The sequence below is a fragment of the Amycolatopsis sp. NPDC102522 genome, assembly GCF_055584485.1.
This window is the reverse complement of record NZ_JBVJLY010000002.1, coordinates 1-17716: the sequence shown is the minus strand read 5'-3', so window position 1 is coordinate 17716 and position 17716 is coordinate 1. Positions and strand designations below refer to the sequence as shown.

The 17716-nt window shown below is 69.4% G+C and carries 17 protein-coding genes; 9 read left to right on the top strand and 8 right to left on the bottom strand.

The genetic code is table 11. The features are described 5' to 3' along the window. Positions 1-52 precede the first annotated feature (52 nt). Positions 53-1657 carry a malate synthase A gene (gene aceB, locus ACZ6YV_RS05900; RefSeq protein ID WP_465508570.1) on the top strand — a complete coding sequence of 535 codons (1605 nt, stop codon included), beginning with the start codon at positions 53-55 and terminating at the stop codon, positions 1655-1657. Positions 1658-1997: 340 nt separating this feature from the next. After that, positions 1998-2129, top strand: coding sequence for a hypothetical protein (locus ACZ6YV_RS05895; RefSeq protein WP_465508569.1), 132 nt, complete (start codon positions 1998-2000; stop codon positions 2127-2129). A 252-nt stretch (positions 2130-2381) separates the two neighbouring features. Here ACZ6YV_RS05895 and ACZ6YV_RS05890 read toward each other — a convergent pair whose 3' ends face one another. Next, positions 2382-3635: a glycosyltransferase family 4 protein gene (locus ACZ6YV_RS05890; protein ID WP_465508568.1), complete on the bottom strand. Its 1254-nt coding sequence runs from the start codon at positions 3633-3635 to the stop codon at positions 2382-2384. A gap of 119 nt (positions 3636-3754) precedes the next feature. Between ACZ6YV_RS05890 and ACZ6YV_RS05885 the strand changes: the two genes are divergently transcribed. Continuing rightward, on the top strand, positions 3755-5521 hold the full coding sequence (locus ACZ6YV_RS05885; protein WP_465508567.1) for a glycoside hydrolase family 2 protein: 1767 nt from the start codon (positions 3755-3757) through the stop codon (positions 5519-5521). On the opposite strand, the gene ACZ6YV_RS05880 is transcribed toward ACZ6YV_RS05885, so the two are convergent. From ACZ6YV_RS05880 to ACZ6YV_RS05860, 5 genes are all read right to left on the bottom strand, one after another. After that, entirely contained in the window at positions 5509-5736 is a 228-nt protein-coding gene (locus tag ACZ6YV_RS05880; protein ID WP_465508566.1) for a hypothetical protein, read from the bottom strand. The two genes, ACZ6YV_RS05885 and ACZ6YV_RS05880, sit on opposite strands and share 13 nt — an antisense overlap. Beyond that, positions 5736-6800, bottom strand: coding sequence for a chymotrypsin family serine protease (locus tag ACZ6YV_RS05875; protein WP_465508565.1), 1065 nt, complete (start codon positions 6798-6800; stop codon positions 5736-5738). The genes ACZ6YV_RS05880 and ACZ6YV_RS05875 overlap by 1 nt, the downstream gene beginning before the upstream one ends. Positions 6801-7076: 276 nt before the next feature. Then, positions 7077-7565 (bottom strand): glutathione peroxidase, encoded by a 489-nt coding sequence (locus ACZ6YV_RS05870; protein WP_465508564.1) that lies wholly within the window; start codon positions 7563-7565, stop codon positions 7077-7079. A gap of 12 nt (positions 7566-7577) precedes the next feature. Next, positions 7578-9089 (bottom strand): 1,4-alpha-glucan branching protein domain-containing protein, encoded by a 1512-nt coding sequence (locus ACZ6YV_RS05865; RefSeq protein ID WP_465508563.1) that lies wholly within the window; start codon positions 9087-9089, stop codon positions 7578-7580. Then, a complete protein-coding gene (locus ACZ6YV_RS05860) occupies positions 9086-9859 on the bottom strand; it encodes a class I SAM-dependent methyltransferase (RefSeq protein WP_465508562.1) in 774 nt (257 codons plus the stop codon). Before ACZ6YV_RS05860 ends, ACZ6YV_RS05865 begins: the two co-directional genes overlap by 4 nt. 70 nt (positions 9860-9929) lie before the next feature. Here ACZ6YV_RS05860 and ACZ6YV_RS05855 point away from each other — a divergent pair, with 70 nt between their 5' ends. Beyond that, positions 9930-10370 (top strand): hypothetical protein, encoded by a 441-nt coding sequence (locus ACZ6YV_RS05855; RefSeq protein WP_465508561.1) that lies wholly within the window; start codon positions 9930-9932, stop codon positions 10368-10370. Here ACZ6YV_RS05855 and ACZ6YV_RS05850 read toward each other — a convergent pair. Next, positions 10351-11202 (bottom strand): DegV family protein, encoded by an 852-nt coding sequence (locus ACZ6YV_RS05850; protein ID WP_465508560.1) that lies wholly within the window; start codon positions 11200-11202, stop codon positions 10351-10353. The two genes, ACZ6YV_RS05855 and ACZ6YV_RS05850, sit on opposite strands and share 20 nt — an antisense overlap. Positions 11203-11445: 243 nt before the next feature. Between ACZ6YV_RS05850 and ACZ6YV_RS05845 the strand changes: the two genes are divergently transcribed. The 4 genes from ACZ6YV_RS05845 to ACZ6YV_RS05830 all read left to right on the top strand — a co-directional run bounded on the left by ACZ6YV_RS05845 (position 11446) and on the right by ACZ6YV_RS05830 (position 15086). Beyond that, complete coding sequence (locus ACZ6YV_RS05845) at positions 11446-12231, top strand: electron transfer flavoprotein subunit beta/FixA family protein (protein ID WP_378237992.1); 786 nt, start codon at positions 11446-11448, stop codon at positions 12229-12231. 25 nt (positions 12232-12256) lie between these two features. Continuing rightward, on the top strand, positions 12257-13216 hold the full coding sequence (locus tag ACZ6YV_RS05840; protein ID WP_465508559.1) for an electron transfer flavoprotein subunit alpha/FixB family protein: 960 nt from the start codon (positions 12257-12259) through the stop codon (positions 13214-13216). Positions 13217-13392: 176 nt separating this feature from the next. Then, a complete protein-coding gene (locus tag ACZ6YV_RS05835; RefSeq protein ID WP_465508558.1) occupies positions 13393-14175 on the top strand; it encodes a GNAT family N-acetyltransferase in 783 nt (260 codons plus the stop codon). Then, positions 14172-15086, top strand: a complete 915-nt coding sequence (locus ACZ6YV_RS05830; protein WP_465508557.1) for a lysophospholipid acyltransferase family protein — start codon at positions 14172-14174, stop codon at positions 15084-15086. Before ACZ6YV_RS05835 ends, ACZ6YV_RS05830 begins: the two co-directional genes overlap by 4 nt. Positions 15087-15305: 219 nt before the next feature. On the opposite strand, the gene ACZ6YV_RS05825 is transcribed toward ACZ6YV_RS05830, so the two are convergent. Then, complete coding sequence (locus ACZ6YV_RS05825; protein WP_465508556.1) at positions 15306-16193, bottom strand: NADP-dependent oxidoreductase; 888 nt, start codon at positions 16191-16193, stop codon at positions 15306-15308. A gap of 134 nt (positions 16194-16327) precedes the next feature. Here ACZ6YV_RS05825 and ACZ6YV_RS05820 point away from each other — a divergent pair, with 134 nt between their 5' ends. Continuing rightward, positions 16328-17602, top strand: a complete 1275-nt coding sequence (locus tag ACZ6YV_RS05820) for a helix-turn-helix transcriptional regulator (protein ID WP_465508555.1) — start codon at positions 16328-16330, stop codon at positions 17600-17602. The last annotated feature ends 114 nt before the right edge of the window (positions 17603-17716 follow it).

Genomic DNA, 17716 nt, shown 5'->3' with positions numbered 1-17716 from the left:
CCGCCGCACCCCTTCCCCTTCTATCTTTCGCGATGCCCAGCGGAGGCACACCATGGTTGAGAAGCTGAACTACCGGATCGACGTCTGCGGACCCGCCGGTGACCGGTTCGACGAGATCCTCACCCCGGCCGCGCTGGACTTCGTGGCCAAACTCGACAACGCGTTCGCCGGCCGCCGCCGCGAGCTGCTCGACGCCCGCCGTCTGCGCCGCGAAGAGCTGCAGTCCGGTGAGAAGCCCCTGGGTTTCCTGCCCGAGACGCGCGCCGTCCGCGACGACAGCAGCTGGTCGGTCGCCCCGGCCGCGCCCGGTCTCGAAGACCGCCGCGTCGAGATCACCGGCCCGACCGACCGCAAGATGACGGTCAACGCGCTCAACTCCGGCGCGAAGGTCTGGCTCGCCGACTTCGAGGACGCGACCTCCCCGACCTGGCACAACGTGATCGACGGCCAGCTCAACCTGTTCGACGCGATCCGCCGCAACATCGACTTCACCACCGAGGCGGGCAAGCGCTACACGATCGGTGACGAGCCCGCGACGATCGTCGCCCGCCCTCGCGGCTGGCACCTGGTGGAGAAGCACATCCGCATCGACGGCCGCCCGGTTTCGGCGAGCCTGGTCGACTTCGGTCTCTACTTCTTCCACAACGCGCGCCAGCTGCTGGCCCGCGGCAGCGGCCCGTACTTCTACCTGCCGAAGCTCGAAAACCACCTCGAAGCGCGGCTGTGGAACGACGTCTTCCTGCTGGCGCAACGGGAACTCGGCATCCCGCGCGGCACGATCCGGGCCACCGTGCTGATCGAGACGATCACCGCCGCGTTCGAGATGGAGGAGATCCTCTACGAACTGCGCGAGCACATCGCCGGGCTGAACGCCGGCCGCTGGGACTACATCTTCAGCGTCATCAAGAACTTCTCCTCGCACGGCGCGGATTTCGTGCTCCCGGACCGTGCGCAGGTGACGATGACCGTCCCGTTCATGCGGGCCTACACCGAACTGCTGGTGAGCACCTGCCACAAGCGCGGGGCGCACGCCATCGGCGGCATGGCCGCGTTCATCCCGAGCAAGGACCCGGAGATCAACGCGACCGCGCTCGAGAAGGTCCGCCAGGACAAGGAACGCGAGGCGAACGACGGCTTCGACGGCTCCTGGGTCGCGCACCCCGGTCTCGTCCCGGTCTGCCGCGAAGTGTTCGACGGCGTGCTCGGCGGCTGGCCCAACCAGCTCGGCAAGCTCCGTGAAGACGTCATCGTCACCGCGGAGGACCTGCTCGACGTCGCCAGCGCCGGTGGCGAGGTCACCGAAGCCGGTGTCCGCGCCAACATCAACGTCGCGCTGCGCTACATCGACGCCTGGCTGCGCGGCACCGGCGCGGCGGCGATCCACGGCCTGATGGAGGACGCCGCCACCGCCGAGATCGCCCGCTGCCAGGTGTGGCAGTGGATCCGCAACGGTACGAAGCTCGAAGACGGCACCGCGCTCACCCACGAGCTCGCCGTGTCCTATTTGGACGAAGAGCTGGCCTCGGTGCGTGCCGAACTGGGCGAGGGCAACCGTCTCGGCGACGCCTACGAGATCTTCACCGAGACCGCGCTGGGCGAGAAGCTGCCGAGCTTCCTCACCACCGGCGCGTACGCGCGGTACCTGACCGCGCGCTGACTCAAGGCTCCGGCCGCCCCTACCTGACGCGGGGCGGCCGGGTTCCACACCGGTTTGGGACGGTGTGGCCCAACGGGTCCGGTGGCGGTGGCTCCCCGCCGCCGGACCCGTTTCACGCGCGCGCTCTTCCGGTAGCGCTGTCGGGCGTGCGCTGTCGCGGAGGCCCCGTCCACCCCCACACCGCAGTGGACGGGGCTTCCGCTGACCAGCGGAAAGGGATTGACCGCACACGGACCGCGAATAGGTAGCGGTACCTAGTGATACCCCCGTTGTTTCCGCGGCGGGTCGCGCGAATGCTCGGCGCCGGGTGGGATTCCGCCCGTTTCCCCGAGGAGTCACCATGAAGAAGCAGTTGAGAAGCGTCTTGGCCGCAGCCTTCGTCATCCTCGCCGTCGTCCTCGCCGCACCGGCGGTGTCCGCCTCGGTGGCGGTCTCGGCGCGCCCGGACTGCGTCCGGCCCTGCCACTTCTGATCTTCGCCACCTAGAACAGCCCCGGGGGTCGCGCCCCTCGCGACCCGCGACACTCGTGGAGGGGGGATCCGAGTCCCCCGACGTCCCGGGTTCCCCCTCCGCCCTCCGTGTTTAGTCCTCTGAATGCACTCCCCAGGTACGTGAAGGACCCCTTCACGGCGCCTAGCGCAATGAAGGGGTCCTTCACGTACCTCAGGTGAGGGCGAGGGCGCCGGCACCGAGTCGGGCGCGTGTAGTCCTCTGAATGCGGGTTTACGGCTCGAAAGCGTTGCCCGTCGCGATCTTCGGGCGCCCCAGTTCCACCGGCTCCCCGATGCGGGCCCGCCGGTAGACCGCGACGGTCGCTTCGGCGATCCGGCCCCAGTCGAAGTCCGCGGCCAGGCGCGACTGCGCGGTCAGCGCCCGCCGGGCAGCGGCGACCTCGTCGTCCAGCACCGCTTCGACGGCGTCCCCGAGGGCGTCGACGTCGCCGGGGCTGAACGCCAGGCCGGTCTCGCCGTCGACGACGACCTCGCCGAGCCCGCCGGCGGTGGACGCCACGAGCGGCGCCTTCGCGGCGGCCGCTTCCAGCGCGACGATCCCGAACGGTTCGTAGCGGCTGGGCAGCACGACGGCGTCGGCCGCGGCCAGTACGGCGCGCAGTTCGCGGTCGGACAGGTGCCCGACGAAGTCCACCGCGCGGCGGACGCGCAGCTTGCGGGCCTGCTCGACCAGTTCCTCCAGATGCCTGCCCTTGCCGGCGACGACCAAGCGGGTCCCCGGTTTGGCGCGGCGGATCCGGGGGAGCGCGGCGAGCAGGTCCTGCACGCCCTTCTCCCATTCCAGCCGTCCGAAGTAGAGCAGCAGCGGCGCGCCGGAGGGGCTGTAGACCTCGCGCGCGTGCGCGACCTCTTCCGACGGCACCTGCCAGGTGCGTTCCTCGATGCCGTTGTGGATGACGGTGACCGCGCCGCCGTCGACCTCGAACAGATGCGACACCTCACGGCGCATGGCCTGCGAACAGGTGATCAGCGCGTCCGAGCGGTTCGCGAGCCACCATTCGACCGAGTGAACCTGCTGGTTCAGCGGATGCGAGAGCCAGCCGGAGTGCCGCCCGGCCTCGGTGGCGTGGATCGTGCCGACCAGCGGGACCCGTGCGGCCTCGGCGATCGCGATCGCGGGATGGGTGACCAGCCAGTCGTGCGCGTGCACGACGTCCGGCTGCCAGCCGCGCAGCAGATCGGTCGCGGCGCGGACCATCGCGTGCCCCATGGCCAGCGTCCACGCGACGAGGTCCCGTTCGAAGGTCACGTGCATCGGGTCTTCGGCGACCCGGATGATCCGCACACCCTCGACCACGCGATCGGTCCTCGGATGGGTCTCGGCGTCGGTGCCCGCCGTGTGACGGCACAGCACGACCACGTCGTGCCCCTGCCTGGCCAGGTGCCGGGCCAGGGCATGGACATGCCGTGCGAGTCCGCCGACGACCACGGGTGGGTACTCCCACGACAACATCAGCACGCGCATGGGTGGAGGTTACTCGTGAGTCGGTCGTCACCGGGACGGGGCGATCACCCTCGGCGATAAAGTCGATCAAGGTCTTGGCGAGGGCGACAGGGACGGCGATCTTTGCCACCATCGGGTTGATGACGTCCTCGGTGAACGCGGCCGAACCGGCCTTCAAGCCCGTCGAACCGGTGTTGTCGACCCCGTGGTCCGCGCAGGTCGGACCTGGCAACGCCCTGCCCGAGTACCCGCGCCCGCGGCTGGTCCGCGAACGCTGGCTGAACCTCAACGGCGTCTGGGAGTACGCGGGGGACCGCTCGCCCGGCCGGAACGGGTACGGCGAGCGGATCCTGGTGCCGTATCCGCCGGAGTCGGCGCTCTCGGGTATCGGGCGGCACGACGAAACCCTCTGGTACCGCAAGGTTTTCGAGCTCCCGTCCGGCTGGGACGGTCAGCGGGTGCTGCTCCACTTCGGCGCCGTCGACCAGTCCGCGACGGTCTGGGTCAACAACCAGGAGGTCGCCGTCCACGAAGGCGGGTATACGGCCTTCAGCGCGGACATCACCGACGCGTTGCGGCCGTCGGGATCGCAGGAACTGACCGTCCGCGCGATCGACCGCACCGACGCCTCGACCCACGCCGTCGGCAAGCAGCGCAACGACGCGAAAGGGATCTTCTACACCGCCGCGTCGGGCATCTGGCAGACCGTCTGGCTGGAGCCGGTGCCGTCCGCGCACGTCGCCGATCTCCAAGTGGTCCCGGACCTCACCGGGGCGACGGTTGTGCCCAAGGTCACAGGCGGCGCCCGGGTGGAAGCGATCGTCAGCGAGCCCGGCGGCCGGGAGGTGGCGCGCGTCGCAGGGGACGCGGGACGGCCGTTGCGCGCGGAGGTGCCTTCGCCGCGACTGTGGACGCCGGACGACCCTTATCTCTACGACGTCGAGGTCCGCTTGCTCGACGAGAGGGGCACCGTGCTGGACGTCGTCGAGTCCTACACCGGGTTCCGCGCGATCGGCACGGTCATCGACGCCGAGGGCAGGCCGCGGATCGCGCTCAACGGCCGGATCACCTTCCTGCACGGCCCGCTCGACCAGGGTTACTGGCCGGACGGGATCTACACCGCCCCGACCGACGAGGCGTTGCGGTTCGACCTGGAGAAGACGAAGGAACTCGGCTTCAACTTCGTCCGCAAGCACGTCAAGGTCGAGCCGGAGCGCTGGTACCACTGGGCGGACAGGCTGGGCCTGCTCGTCTGGCAGGACATGCCTTCGCTCACGGTCTCCTTCGACGGGCCTCCCGGGCCCGCGCCCGACCCGGTGCCCGAAGCGAAGGCGCGGTTCGAAGCCGAACTGACCGAGATGATCGAGCAGTTGCGCGGGGTGACCTCGATCGTCGGCTGGGTGCCGTTCAACGAGGGCTGGGGCGAATTCGACACCGCGCGGATCGCGGAGCTGGTGAAGGACCTCGACCCGACCAGGCTCGTCGTCGCGAACAGCGGAGTGAACTGCTGCTTCTCGCGGCCGGACACCGGCGCGGGCGACGTCTACGACGATCACACCTATGTCGGGCCGGGGAAACCCGCGGTGAAGGACCGCCGGGTGATCGTCGACGGTGAGTACGGCGGCCTCGGCCTGGTCCTCGACGAACACCGTTGGCCGGGGAAACCGCAGGCCTACGAGATGACGCCGACCTCGGCACAGCTGACCGAGCGCTGTGCCGAGGTCGGCGAACACCTCGAACGGATCGTCGCCGGAACCGGCCTTTCCGGCGCGATCTACACCCAGGCCACCGACGTCGAAAACGAGGTCAACGGCCTGCTCACCTACGACCGGCGGGTGGTGAAGGTGGACCTGCCCGCCGTCGCCACCCGCAACCGCGCGGTCATCGAGGCGGGTCAGCCCGGCTGAGGCTCGATCGGACCGCCGGAGTCACGGACCCGGACGGGCACCCCGAGCAGCTGAGAAGGCAGCCGTCCGGGATCGTGACCGGGGGTCATCCACACGTCGATCGTGGGTGCCCCCTCGGCCTCGCCCTGCCCGACCCCGACCACCCCGGGGACGTCGTCGAGCCACCTCGACGCCGTGACGAGGGCCGCGTCCACATCGGATACGTCCTCGGCCACTACGGATACACCCTGATCCCGAGCGCGGCCTGGACCAGCGTGATCCGGTTGACCACGGTGACCGCGGGCGAACCCGCGAACAGCAGGCCGACGGCGAAGTCGTTGTCCAGTTCCGCCACGATGCTGCCCGAGTCGCCGCCGGCGGACATGTTGGTGGTCAGCAGCTGGCTCGCGAACCGGGCCACCCGGCCGCCGCCGTAGTTGACGTCGACGGTGGCGTTGATGTTCGTGATCCGCCCGGTCGTCCAGCTGGTGGTGCGGCCGGTCTTCTGCACCGCCAGGCCGACGGTCGGCGCCGAGTTGACGCCCCGGAGGTCGCCGACCCAGAAGATCCGCCGGTCGAGGTCGTGGAACTGACCTTCGGCGACGGCCGCGTCGACGAAGTTCAGCGGGACCGGCTGCCCGGGGGTGATGAACTTGATCGGCACGTACCGGCTCAACCTGGCGATGACGTCGCTGGGGATGACGCCGCCGTCGAACGGTCCCGGTTGCAGGATCGGGTCGCCGACGGCCGCGGCGTTGGTGTTGGCGAGCACGTGGTTGTTGCTCAGGATGTAGAACCTCGACGGGATGCCGGGCAACGCCGTGGCGTCGTAGACAGCGGTGCCGTACGTGCCCGCGGTGATCTGGAAGTGACCGACACTCACCCCGCCGAACGCCGGACGGAAGCGCCTGGCCAGCGCCAACGGGTCGACCGTCTCGCGGGTGCCTTCGGCCTGGCGGACGGGCTGGGACGCCTGGACATCGTCGCGTGACGGGGCGGCGCCGTTGGTCTTCGGTGCCGCGATGGTCCGGCCCGCTTGCAGCACGCCGACCTCTTGGACGTCGGTGGGCACACCGGACAGCTTCGCGGGGATGCGGTCCTCCTCACGGAGCAGTTCTTGCGGCAGCTTCGTGTCGACCAGGACCGTGATCGCCTTTTCGTCGGTTTCCGTTCCGTGCGACCACTTGTTGCCCAGCGCGACGCCCACGACGTTCTGCCGGTCGAGCAGAGCACTCTCTTCGGACGCTTGTACGTTCGCGAGGGAGAGGAATTCCTTCGGGATCATGTTCTTTTCGATCATTTCGGCCACACTTTTCTGGTTGTCGGCGTTGACTAAGTGCGGGAGCCCCGACGAAAGAGTCTTCCCCCGTACGCGGGGTCGCGCCATAGTGCAATCGGGTACACCGCTTCACTGTCGAATGGCGAGCTTCCCTTGTGTGGTAAGGGTTTGTGAATGATCCACCGGTCATCGTGCCGGTGGCGGGGATGTTCGAGGACTTTGGTCACCGGTTTCCCGGAAAAGGAAACGGGCGGGTTTCCGGAGTGATCCGGAAACCCGCCCGTGGCCGGAAAAGAATCAGGCGTCGATCGCGGCGTCGATCGCCCCGGTGATCGTTTCGTCCTCAGGTTCGGTGCGCGGTCGGAATCGACCCACCACTTCACCGGACGGGGCGACGAGGAACTTCTCGAAGTTCCACTGCACGTCGCCGGTGGCGCCTTCCGCGTCGGCCGCCTTGGTCAATTCGGTGTAGAGCGGGTGACGGCTTTCCCCGTTCACGTCCAGCTTCGCGAACAGCGGGAACGAAACCCCGTACGTCGTCGAGCAGAAGGTCTGGATCTCCTCGGCGGTGCCCGGCTCCTGGCCCCCGAACTGGTTGCACGGGAACCCGACGACGGAGAAACCCTTGTCCGCGTAGCGTTCCTGCAGCTTCTCCAGCCCGGTGTACTGCGGCGTCAGACCGCATTTCGACGCCACGTTCACCACCAGCAGCGTCTTGCCTTCGAGCGCGCCGAGGGTCGTGTCCTCGCCCGCGAGTGTCTTCAACGGAATGTCGTGGATCCCCATGATTTCCTTTCGTCATTTCCTCAGCAGGTCACGCGCGTCGACGTGCCCGAACGGTCCGTCGTCGCGCCGGAACGCGGCCGCGGTCTCCCTGGCCCGCTCGTGCGCGCCGTCGCGGAGCAGCCCGGCGAGCGTGTCGAACCGGTCGGTGTGCGCCTTCGCGCGCCGGCGCGCGTAGTCGGCGGCGGAGTCCTTGGTGACCATGAACGCCCAGTCGCTCGAAAGCGCCAGCATCGCCTCGGCGACGGCCTGGTCGCGGACGGCGTCCCGGGTCGTGGTGTCCATTCCGGCGACGAGGTCGAGCATCCGGTGCTGCAGCGCGGTGTTGTCCCGCACCATGTCGGCGACCTGTTCGCCGTCCCAGACCCGCCAGTCCTTGCCCGAGCCCCACGAGGACGCCGGGAGATCGACCTTCCCGCCGAGGTGGCCTGCTTCGAGCGCGCCCTTGAGCGTGGTGACGCGGACGCCCGCCTCGGGCAGCGCGCGCAGGACGCCTTCGAGCCAGGCCGGTCCCTCGTGCCACCAGTGTCCGAACAGTTCCGTGTCGTACGCGGCGACGACGAGCGACTCTCGGCCGTGCTCCGCCTTGAGCGAGCGCAGGCGGGCGACGACGGTGTCCACGAAGTCCTGGACGTGGCCACCGAGGGTGGCCGCCGCCATCGCCGGCTCGTACGGCGCCTTGTCCGGCGGCTCGATGGTCTTGCCGGTCACCCGTGACGGCTTGAGTCCGACTTCGTGCGCCCAGGTGTGGAAGTCGCGATAAGCGGCGTGGCCGGGGTATCCGGCCTTCGGCGACCAGACGCGGTACGTGACTTCGAGGTCCCGTCCGAAGCAGACGACGTCGGAATCGCCGACGGTCCGCGCCGCCGAGGTGTCGCCGTGCAGCGACGGCCCGTCGACCATGAAGCGCTGGACACCCGCGGCCGCGTACCCGGTCTCCATGCCGGGCGCGTAACCGCATTCAGGGGCCCAAATGCTTTCAGGACGCTGTCCGATCCGCAACGCGGTGTCGGCCAGGCCGCCGCGCAGCATGAAGTCGCGGACCGCCGGGTCGAGCAGCGGCTGGAACGGATGCGCCAGCGGCCCGCCGAGCAGTTCGATCGTCCCGTTGTCCACAAAGGATCGGAGGATCGGTGAGAATCCGTGCCGCCAGCGGGTTTCGAGTTCTTCGGACGCCTTGACCGCCGTCCGGTACTCGCTCGCGGCGAGGTCGCGCAGCAGCGGGTCGCCGCGCCAGAGGGTGGACGCGTGCCAGGCACGCAGCTGCCAGTGGCCGAGCCAGTCGTGGAACGCGCCGATGCAGTACGGGTCGTCGAGCTGGGCGGCGAGGACCGGCGTCATGCCGAGCGTGAGGACGTCTTCGCGACCCTCGTCGGCGAAGCGGCGCAGGAGGTCGACCATCGGCAGGTAGGAATGTGCCCAGGCCTGGTAGAGCCATTCTTCGCCGACCGGCCAGGATCCGTGGTGCGGCAGCCACGGCAGGTGGCTGTGCACGACGAGGCAGAAGGTGCCCTCGTACTCGCTCATCGGCGCACCGCCACGGCCACGAGGTCGAGGCTGGCGTCGAGGTCTTCACCGTGGACGGCGAAGTCCGCGGCCTGGATGCCTTCGACGTCGGCGAGCAGTGCGGGCGGCCAGGTCGCCTGGCCGGGCAGCTGCCCCATCACGACGTCGAGCTGGGCGTCGATGATCGAGCCGCCGTACTTGTCGTCGAGCTTTTTCACCCCTTCGCCGTGGTGGAGGCCGTGCAGGGTCTCGACCTCGAAGCCGGCGTCGCGCAGCAGTTCGTCCAATTCGGACGGTGCGAGTTCCCTGGTGTGGAACGGGTTGAGCGGGGTGTCGCTGTCCGGGGTGAAGGTCAGCCGGTTGGGCGTGGTAACGATCAGCCGTCCGCCGGGGGAGAGCACGCGGCGGCATTCGGCGAGGAACGCGCCCTGGTCCCAGAGGTGCTCGATCACCTGGAAGTTGGCGACGACGTCGATCGAGGCGTCGCGCAGCGGCAGGAACACCAGGTTCGCCCTCGCCACGCCGACGCTCGCGTAGCGGCGGGCGACGTGCTCGGTGGTGAGGACGTCGTAGTCGAGCGCGAGCACCCGTTCGGCGACGGTGGCGATGAGCCCGGCGCCGTAGCCCTCACCGCAGCCGGCTTCCAGGACTGTCTTGCCCTCGCACAGCGGCAGGAGCTTTTGATACGCGGCCTCGTGGCGGCGGTACCAGTAGTTTTCCTCGGCGATGCCCGGCACGGTGCGTTCACCGGTGAGGTGCAGCGCTTCGGCCCTGGTGGCTGGGGTGGTCACGCCGCGACCCTACCGGCCGGTCACTTCGGCTCGCGTGTCACGTTTCGCGCGCTGCCGGAGTCCAGAAGACATGCAACGGACAATCACCCGCGTTCTGCTCGTCGTCTTCGGTCTCGTCGAACTGCCCGTCGGGCTGTGGCCACTGCTCAGCCCGGACGGCTTCTACCGGGACTTCCCCGGCTTCCGCACCGGCTGGGTCGCCATGGACGGCCCCTTCAACGAACACCTGCTCCGCGACTTCGGCGGCCTCAACCTGGCGCTCGCCGCGATCCTGATCGGCGCGGCCGTGATCGGGACGACCGCCGTGGCCAGGCTCGCGGCGCTCGCGACCTTCCTCTTCGGACTGCCGCACTTCCTCTACCACCTGGGCCACGTCTCGCATTTCGAGCCGGTGGACCAGGTGCTGATCGTCGCGACGACGGCGCTCGGCGCGGTGATACCGCTGGTCCTGGTGCTGATCCCTTCGCGTGTGTCGATCCCAGAAGAAGGGGCTACACCGGCGACACCGTGATGCCGATGGCGCCGGGGCCGAGGTGGGCGCCGAGGATCATGCTGGCGTCCACCAGGGTGCTGTCGACCATTTTGGGCAGCCGTGCCCGCAGTCGCCCGCCGATTTCGAGGTCGCGTTCGTCCGGGCCGAACCGGGTGATCGCGATCTCGACGTCCTGATCGCCCGCGGCCTCCACCGCGAGGTCGACGAGTTTGGTGAGCGCCCGCCGCTGGCCCGGCACTCTCGTCAGCGGGGCGACCTCGCCGTTCTTCAGCGTCAGCAGGGGTTTGATCGAGAACGCGGAACCGAGGAACGCCTGCGCGGCGCCGATCCGGCCGCCGCGCCGCAGGAACTCCAGCGTGTCGACGTAGAGGATCTCCCGGCTGCCGCGGAACCGGCGTTCGGCCGCCTCGATCACCCGGGCGGCCTGCCCGCCGGCGGCGGCGACCTTGGCCGCCGAAGTCGCCGCGAAACCGAGGCTCATCCCGGTGGTCCCGCTGTCGAGCACGTGGACGGGGATGTTCACCTGCTGGGCGGCCTCACGGGCGGCGTTCACCGTCTCCGACATCCGTCCCGAGATGTGGACGCTGACGATCGCCGAGGCGCCCTTGCTCGCGGCGTCCTGGAACGCCCAGAAGAACGCGGCGACCTCGGGAGGCGCCGTCTTCACCGGCGTCCCGGCGCGCAGCTGGTCGATGATCTCTTCGCGGTCGTAGCGGTTCTCCTCGTCGAACTGCTCCCCGACCTGCAGTTGGACCTGAACGACGCCGATTCCCCAGCGTTCGGCGACCGGGGCGGGGAGGCAGGCGGTCGAGTCCGTGATCACGGCGACAGGGCCGGGCATGGAACGCATGGTGGGGCAGGTTAGCCCGTCGCCCCCGCCGGGAGTACCCCGGAATACGGCCGTTCGGGTTAGTCGCCCGGTTACACTCACTTCCGGGTGAAATACCTGGACGATGGTCCCACTAAAACGTGCATCCAGGTGAATGAGGTCACCTCGGCGGGCCGCGGCGCCGAAATGGCCCTAATCTACCGGCCAGTAGAGCTGTTGCCCCGTGGCCGACGCCGGCCACTAACGGGAGGTCGAAGTAGACCCATGACGAACATCGTTGTCCTGGTCAAGCAGGTACCGGACACCTACTCGGAGCGGAAGCTCTCCGGTGCCGACAACACTCTTGACCGCGAATCCGCCGACGCCGTGCTCGACGAGATCAACGAGAAGGCCGTCGAAGAAGCCCTGAAGATCAAGGAAGCCGGCGAGGGCGAGGTCACCGTCGTCTCGGTGGGTCCCGACCGCGCGACCGACGCGATCCGCAAGGCGCTGTCCATGGGTGCCGACAAGGCCATCCACGTCTCGGACGAGGCCCTTCACGGCTCCGACGCGATCGCCACCGCCAAGGTGCTGGCCGCCGCGATCTCGAAGGTCGAAGGCTTCGACCTGGTCATCACCGGTAACGAGGCCTCCGACGGCCGCGGTGGCGCCGTGCCGGCGATCATCGCCGAGCTGCTCGGCCTGCCGCAGCTGACCCACGTGAACGAGCTGACCGTCGACGGCACCTCGATCAAGGCCGACCGCTACACCGAGGACGGCGTCACGCACCTCGAAGCGAACCTGCCCGCGGTGGTGAGCGTCGGCGAGAAGATCAACGAGCCGCGCTACCCCTCCTTCAAGGGCATCATGGCCGCGAAGAAGAAGCCGGTCGAGACGCTGACCGTCGCGGACCTGGGCCTCGACGCCGGCGAGGTCGGCCTCGGCAACGCCTGGTCGTCCGTGCTCGAAGCCTCCCCGAAGCCGCCGCGCACTGCCGGTGAGCGCGTCGAGGACGAGGGTGACGGCGGCAGCAAGGTGGCCGCCTACCTGGTCGCGCAGAAGCTCATCTGAGACAGGTTCGAGGAGGAATAGGGAAATGGCTGAAGTACTCGTCCTCGTCGACCACGTCGACGGTGAAGTCAAGAAGGTCACGCTCGAGCTGCTGACCGCCGCTCGTGAACTGGGTGAGCCGTCCGCGGTCGTCGTCGGCCCGACCGGCACCGCCGCCAAGGCGAAGGAAGCCCTCGCCGCGCACGGCGCCGCGAAGGTGTACGTCGCCGAGGGTGACAACGCCACCGGCTTCCTGGTCACCCCGAAGGTGGACGTCCTCGCCGCGCTCGCCCAGCGGACCTCCCCGGCCGCCGTGCTCGTCGCGGCCAGCGCCGAGGGCAAGGAGGTGTCCGCCCGGGTCGCGGTCCGCCTCGGCTCCGGTCTGCTGTACGACGCCGTCGGTGTGAACAGCGACGGCAGCGTCGACCAGTCCATCTTCGGTGGCGCGTTCTCCGTGAAGTCCAAGTCCACCAAGGGTGTCCCGGTCATCTCGGTCCGCCCCGGCGCGGTCGAGGCGACCCAGGCCGACGGTGCCGCCGCCGAGGAGACCGTCGAGGTCCCCGCCGGTGACCCGGCGAAGTCCGCCAAGATCACCGGTGTCGAGCCGATCGTCGGCGGCGACCGGCCGGAGCTGACCGAGGCCTCGGTCGTCGTCTCCGGTGGCCGCGGTGTCGGCTCGGCCGACAAGTTCGACGTCGTCGAGACTCTCGCCGACTCGCTCGGTGCCGCCGTCGGTGCTTCCCGCGCCGCCGTCGACTCGGGCTACTACCCGGCGCAGTTCCAGGTCGGCCAGACCGGTAAGACGGTCTCGCCGCAGCTGTACATCGCGCTGGGCATCTCCGGCGCGATCCAGCACCGGGCGGGCATGCAGACCTCGAAGACCATCATCGCGGTCAACAAGGACGCCGAGGCGCCGATCTTCGAGATCGCCGACTTCGGTGTGGTGGGCGACCTGTTCAACGTCGCGCCGCAGCTGACCGAAGCGGTCCAGAAGCGCAAGGGCTGAGTCCCACATTTCGCGAAAGGGACCGCCGGGATTATTTCCCCGGCGGTCCCTTTTCTGTGACCCGGAAGTGATCTTCCACCCTGAGAGAAGCCTGAGAACCCGCAATTAACTGAACGTGCACTAATCGGCCATCGGGCGCATTGTCGTTGGTACCCCTCCAGGGGTAGACCTTGGTTATGACGACGTCACAGCTCCTCGTCAGTACTGACCAGGCAGGTGTCGAACTCCCGGCCGACGCGCCGCGTTACTCCCTTCTCGTCGCCAACGGAAACGAAGAAGTCGTTGCCGCGCAACGCCTTCGTCATCAGGTGTTCGCCGAGGAAATGGGAGCGACGCTCAATTCGCTCGAACCCGGCCTCGATGTCGACTACTTCGACGAGTTCTGCGATCACCTCGTGGTGCGGGACGACAACACCGGCGAGATCGTGGGCACGTACCGGATGCTGCCGCCCGATCGGGCCGCGAGAGCGGGAAAGCTTTACTCCGACAGCGAATTCGACCTCACCGCCCTCGATTCGCTGCGGCCTTCGCTGGTCGAGACGGGCCGCTCCTGCGTGCACCCCGACCACCGCAGCGGCGCCGTGGTGAGCCTCGTCTGGGCGGGGATCGGGCGCTACATGCTGCTGGCCGGGCACCGGTACCTCGCCGGTTGCGCGTCCGTGCCGCTGACCGACGGCGGGGGATACGCGGCGGGCGTCTGGGATGTCCTGCGCGCCAAGCACTACGCGGATGAATCCCTTCGTGTGACGCCGCTGAACCCGTGGCGCACCGAAGGCGTCGAGCGGCCCGCCCGCGCTGTCCTCCCGCCGCTCATCAAGGGCTACACGCGCCTCGGCGCGAAAACCTACGGCCCGCCCGCGCTGGACGAGGATTTCGGTGTCGCGGACTTCTTCGTCCTGCTGGATCTGCACAACGTCGACGAGCGCTATCTCAAGTTCTTCCTGGGAGAGCAGGGATGACACACGCCTGGATGCCGAAGTCGCCGTGTGGCGACGGTTGCCTGACCGAAGGGGCGCCGACGGTGGCGTTCCCTCGGCGCGTCCTGCGGTTCACCGCGGCGATCGGCGTCATCCTCGGCGCTTTCGTGGCCGCGCCGCTGGTGCTCGTGCTGCGCGGCATGCCCCGGGAACGGTTGGTGCGCCTGCTGTTCTCGGGGATCCTTCACTCGTTCGGGGTACAGCTGCGGGTGCTCGGTGACGAGCGTTTCCGCGCCGTGCCAGGCCGTGGCGCGCTCGTGGTGAACAACCACATCTCGTGGCTGGACATCATCGCGGTCAACGCCGTCCAGCCGATGCGGGCGCTCGCCAAGAAGGAGGTCGGCACCTGGCCGGTGCTCGGCCTGCTGGTGCGTCGCGGCGGCAGCATCTTCCTCGATCGGGAGAACCTGCGAAGCCTGCCTTCGACGATGAGTGAACTCGCCGACGCGATGCGCGGCGGATCACTCGTCAGCGTGACGCCGGAGGGCACCACCTGGTGCGGTCTGGGTTCGGGCCGGTTCCGCTCGGCGACCTTCCAGGCCGCGATCGACGGCGGTGTCCCGGTGCGGCCGCTCGCGCTGCGCTTCCGGCTCGCCGACGGGCGGGAGACGACGCAGCCCGCGTTCATCGGGCCGGAGTCGCTCATCGCCTCGCTGCGGCGGGTGGCGGCCCTGCGCGGTCTGGTGCTGGAGGTGCACGTGTGCCCGGAGATCGCGCCGGGCCGCGCTTCGGACCGGCGGGAACTGGCCGCGCTGGCGGAATCCGCGGTGCAGGCGGCACTCGGCCGGGTGCAGATCCCGGCTCAGCGTCGCCGCCGCCGTGCCCCGGCCCCTGCTACCGCCTCGGTTCCCGCTCCCGCTTCCGCCTCGGGCGCGAAAGTGCCCGGCCCCTGAGCGGGTGGCGCGACACCGCACTCGCGTGATCGAGGCCGGATCTCGCGTGATCGAGGCCGGATCTTGCGTGATCGAGGCCGGAACTCGCGTGATTGGACACCGCACTCGGAGATGCGGCTCTGATCACGTGAGTTCCGGCTCCCATCACGCGAGTCACGGCTCTGATCACGCGAGTCACGGCTCTGATCACGTGAGTCACGCCTTCGTGACTCACGAGGCTTAGAGCGTCAACGTGATCTTCCCGCCCGCGTGCCCCGTCTCGCTCTCCTGGTGCGCCTCGGCGACATCGGTGAGCGCGTAAGCGGTCCCCAGCTTGAGCTTCAGCCCCCGCGAGACGAGATCCTCCAGCAGCGCGGCGGTCTGCTCCCCGCCCGCCGAGAACTTCAGCCCCTGCGCGTACGCGGACGGGTCGGCGATGGTGACCAGCCTGTCGGGTGAACCGAGCAGGTCGACGGAGTCACCCAGGACACCGAACCCGGCCGCGTCGAACACCGCGTCGACGCCGTCCGGCGCGACCGAGCGAACCCGCGCGACCCAGCCGTCGCCGTATTGGACCGGCAGCGCTCCGAGCTCCTTCACCTCGTCCAGCGACGAAGCGCCCGCCAGCCCGACGACAGTGGCGCCCAGCGCGACGGCGGCCTGCGTCGCGATCCGGCCGACCTGGCCGCTCGCCCCGTGGATCACGACCGTCTCGCCCGGCTTGACCTCCAGTTCGCCCAGCACCCGCAACGCCGTCTCGCCGACGACGGGCAGCGCGGCGGCTTCGGACCACGAAAGCCCGGCCGGTTTGCGGGTGACCGTGCTCGCCAGCGCGTACTCCGCGTAAGACCCGGTGTCGGCCCAGCCGAAGACCTCGTCCCCGACGGCGAATCCGGCGCCTTCGCCCACGGCGTCCACCACGCCCGCGAATTCGTGGCCGAGGATGTGCGGGAATTCGATCGGGAAGACCTCCGCCATGGCACCGGACCGGATCTTCCAGTCGAGAGGGTTGACGCCGGCGGCCTTGACCGCGACCCGCACCTGACCCGGGCCCGGCTCCGGCGCCGGGACCTCGGCGGACCGCAGGACGCCGGTGTCGCCGTACTGGGTGATGGTGATCGCTCGCATGTTCACTCCTCGTTCGGTTTCTTCGCTGCGATCAGTCAACCGGCGCCCGGACCCCGCCCGAACCGCTCGGACGAGCAGTGTTCGCTAGCCGGGCGAGCAGCGTCCCGCGCGGAGACCGCGCCTACTGTGGAGTCATGGACGAGTGGTCGGATCCGCTGTACGTGCTGAGCCAGGTCGAGCGCATGCTCGCCGCCACGCGCGCCGAACTCCTGCCGCGCTTCTCCGCGGCGGCCGCGGCCGTCCTGCCGCACCGGGCCGCCGCGATGGAGACCGGTGACTGCTCCCGCATCCCGATCAAGGTCGACGGCGATCCGGCGATCACCGGCGCGGTCACGAGCGCGGAACTGCGGCGGCTCACCGCGCTCGGTATCCCCGGCCAGGCGGTCGTGGCCGAAGAGACACTCGGCGGGAAGCGGCGGAAACTCGTCGTCCTGACCTCGGCGCCGGTGATCGGCAAGGGCGCGACGATCGCGCTCGTCCCCACCGAGGAGGAGCCCGCGGACCGCGCGCTCGAGATCGTCGCCCGGCTGTGGGGCATCGTCAGCGTCAGCGCCGCCCAGCGCGCCACGGATCCCGAACCCGAGATCATCGCGAGCAACCTGGCGGCCGCGACCGCGCGGGCGCAGACGATCACCGATCTGGGGCAGACCCACGCGACCACGCTGGCGTCCCTGCTCGCGGTCTTGCGCTCCCGGCAGCTCGGCGACGCCGCCGCCCGCCAGACGGCCACCGACCTCGCCGCGTCCGCGCTGGTCGAGCTGCGCTCGGTCGCCGATCGTGATCAGGAGCTCTCGGCGGAACCGGCGTCGGCGGCGTTCGACACCCTCGCCGCGCAGCTGGAACCCTTGGTACGCCACAACGACATGACCGTCGACCTCGCCGGGCCCGGCGACGACAGGCCGCTCCCGCAGGACATCGCGCACACCGCGCGCACGGTCACCCGGGGCCTCGTGCTCAGCGCCCTGGAGCGCGGCAGCTCCCGGGTCCGGGCCTCCTGGACGATCGACGGCGGAGCGCTCCGGATCACCGTGCGCGACGACGGCCCGGACGTCGCCCGCGCCGTACCCGCCACCGGTCTCACCGAGCGGATCACCCCGCTCGACGGCCGCTGGGAGGTCGACGCCGTGCCCGGCTGGGGCGCCACGATCACCGCGATCCTGCCGCTGGGCGTCCCCGAAACCCCGGAGCTGCGCCCGCTGGACAGGCTGAACTCGCGTGAACTCGAAGTCCTCGCCGGGATCGCGCGCGGCAAGCGGAACCGGCAGATCGCCGAGGAGCTGCAGCTGACCGAGCACACGGTGAAGTTCCACGTGCGGAAGATCCTGGGAAAGCTGGAAGTCACGTCGCGCGGCGAGGCCGCCGTGCTGGCGCGGGAGCTGCGGCTGGCGCCCGTCAGCCAGGTGTCGTGAGTGGCGTTTCGGGTTCTATTTGAGGGGTAAGGCAAAGGTGTCGGGTCGACGAGGGCGCGAGTTGTTACTCAGGGTGAGGGGTGTGTGGAAATAGGGACGCTCGACGTCCCTATT

Excerpts from the sequence above, each read along its gene's own strand:
- aceB (WP_465508570.1), top strand. The coding sequence starts at position 53 with ATGGTTGAGAAGCTGAACTACCGGATCGACGTCTGCGGACCCGCCGGT.
- ACZ6YV_RS05895 (WP_465508569.1), top strand. The coding sequence starts at position 1,998 with ATGAAGAAGCAGTTGAGAAGCGTCTTGGCCGCAGCCTTCGTCATCCTC.
- ACZ6YV_RS05890 (WP_465508568.1), bottom strand. The coding sequence starts at position 3,635 with ATGCGCGTGCTGATGTTGTCGTGGGAGTACCCACCCGTGGTCGTCGGC.
- ACZ6YV_RS05885 (WP_465508567.1), top strand. The coding sequence starts at position 3,755 with ATGACGTCCTCGGTGAACGCGGCCGAACCGGCCTTCAAGCCCGTCGAA.
- ACZ6YV_RS05875 (WP_465508565.1), bottom strand. The coding sequence starts at position 6,800 with ATGATCGAAAAGAACATGATCCCGAAGGAATTCCTCTCCCTCGCGAAC.
- ACZ6YV_RS05870 (WP_465508564.1), bottom strand. The coding sequence starts at position 7,565 with ATGGGGATCCACGACATTCCGTTGAAGACACTCGCGGGCGAGGACACG.
- ACZ6YV_RS05865 (WP_465508563.1), bottom strand. The coding sequence starts at position 9,089 with ATGAGCGAGTACGAGGGCACCTTCTGCCTCGTCGTGCACAGCCACCTG.
- ACZ6YV_RS05855 (WP_465508561.1), top strand. The coding sequence starts at position 9,930 with ATGCAACGGACAATCACCCGCGTTCTGCTCGTCGTCTTCGGTCTCGTC.
- ACZ6YV_RS05850 (WP_465508560.1), bottom strand. The coding sequence starts at position 11,202 with ATGCGTTCCATGCCCGGCCCTGTCGCCGTGATCACGGACTCGACCGCC.
- ACZ6YV_RS05845 (WP_378237992.1), top strand. The coding sequence starts at position 11,446 with ATGACGAACATCGTTGTCCTGGTCAAGCAGGTACCGGACACCTACTCG.
- ACZ6YV_RS05840 (WP_465508559.1), top strand. The coding sequence starts at position 12,257 with ATGGCTGAAGTACTCGTCCTCGTCGACCACGTCGACGGTGAAGTCAAG.
- ACZ6YV_RS05835 (WP_465508558.1), top strand. The coding sequence starts at position 13,393 with ATGACGACGTCACAGCTCCTCGTCAGTACTGACCAGGCAGGTGTCGAA.
- ACZ6YV_RS05830 (WP_465508557.1), top strand. The coding sequence starts at position 14,172 with ATGACACACGCCTGGATGCCGAAGTCGCCGTGTGGCGACGGTTGCCTG.
- ACZ6YV_RS05825 (WP_465508556.1), bottom strand. The coding sequence starts at position 16,193 with ATGCGAGCGATCACCATCACCCAGTACGGCGACACCGGCGTCCTGCGG.
- ACZ6YV_RS05820 (WP_465508555.1), top strand. The coding sequence starts at position 16,328 with ATGGACGAGTGGTCGGATCCGCTGTACGTGCTGAGCCAGGTCGAGCGC.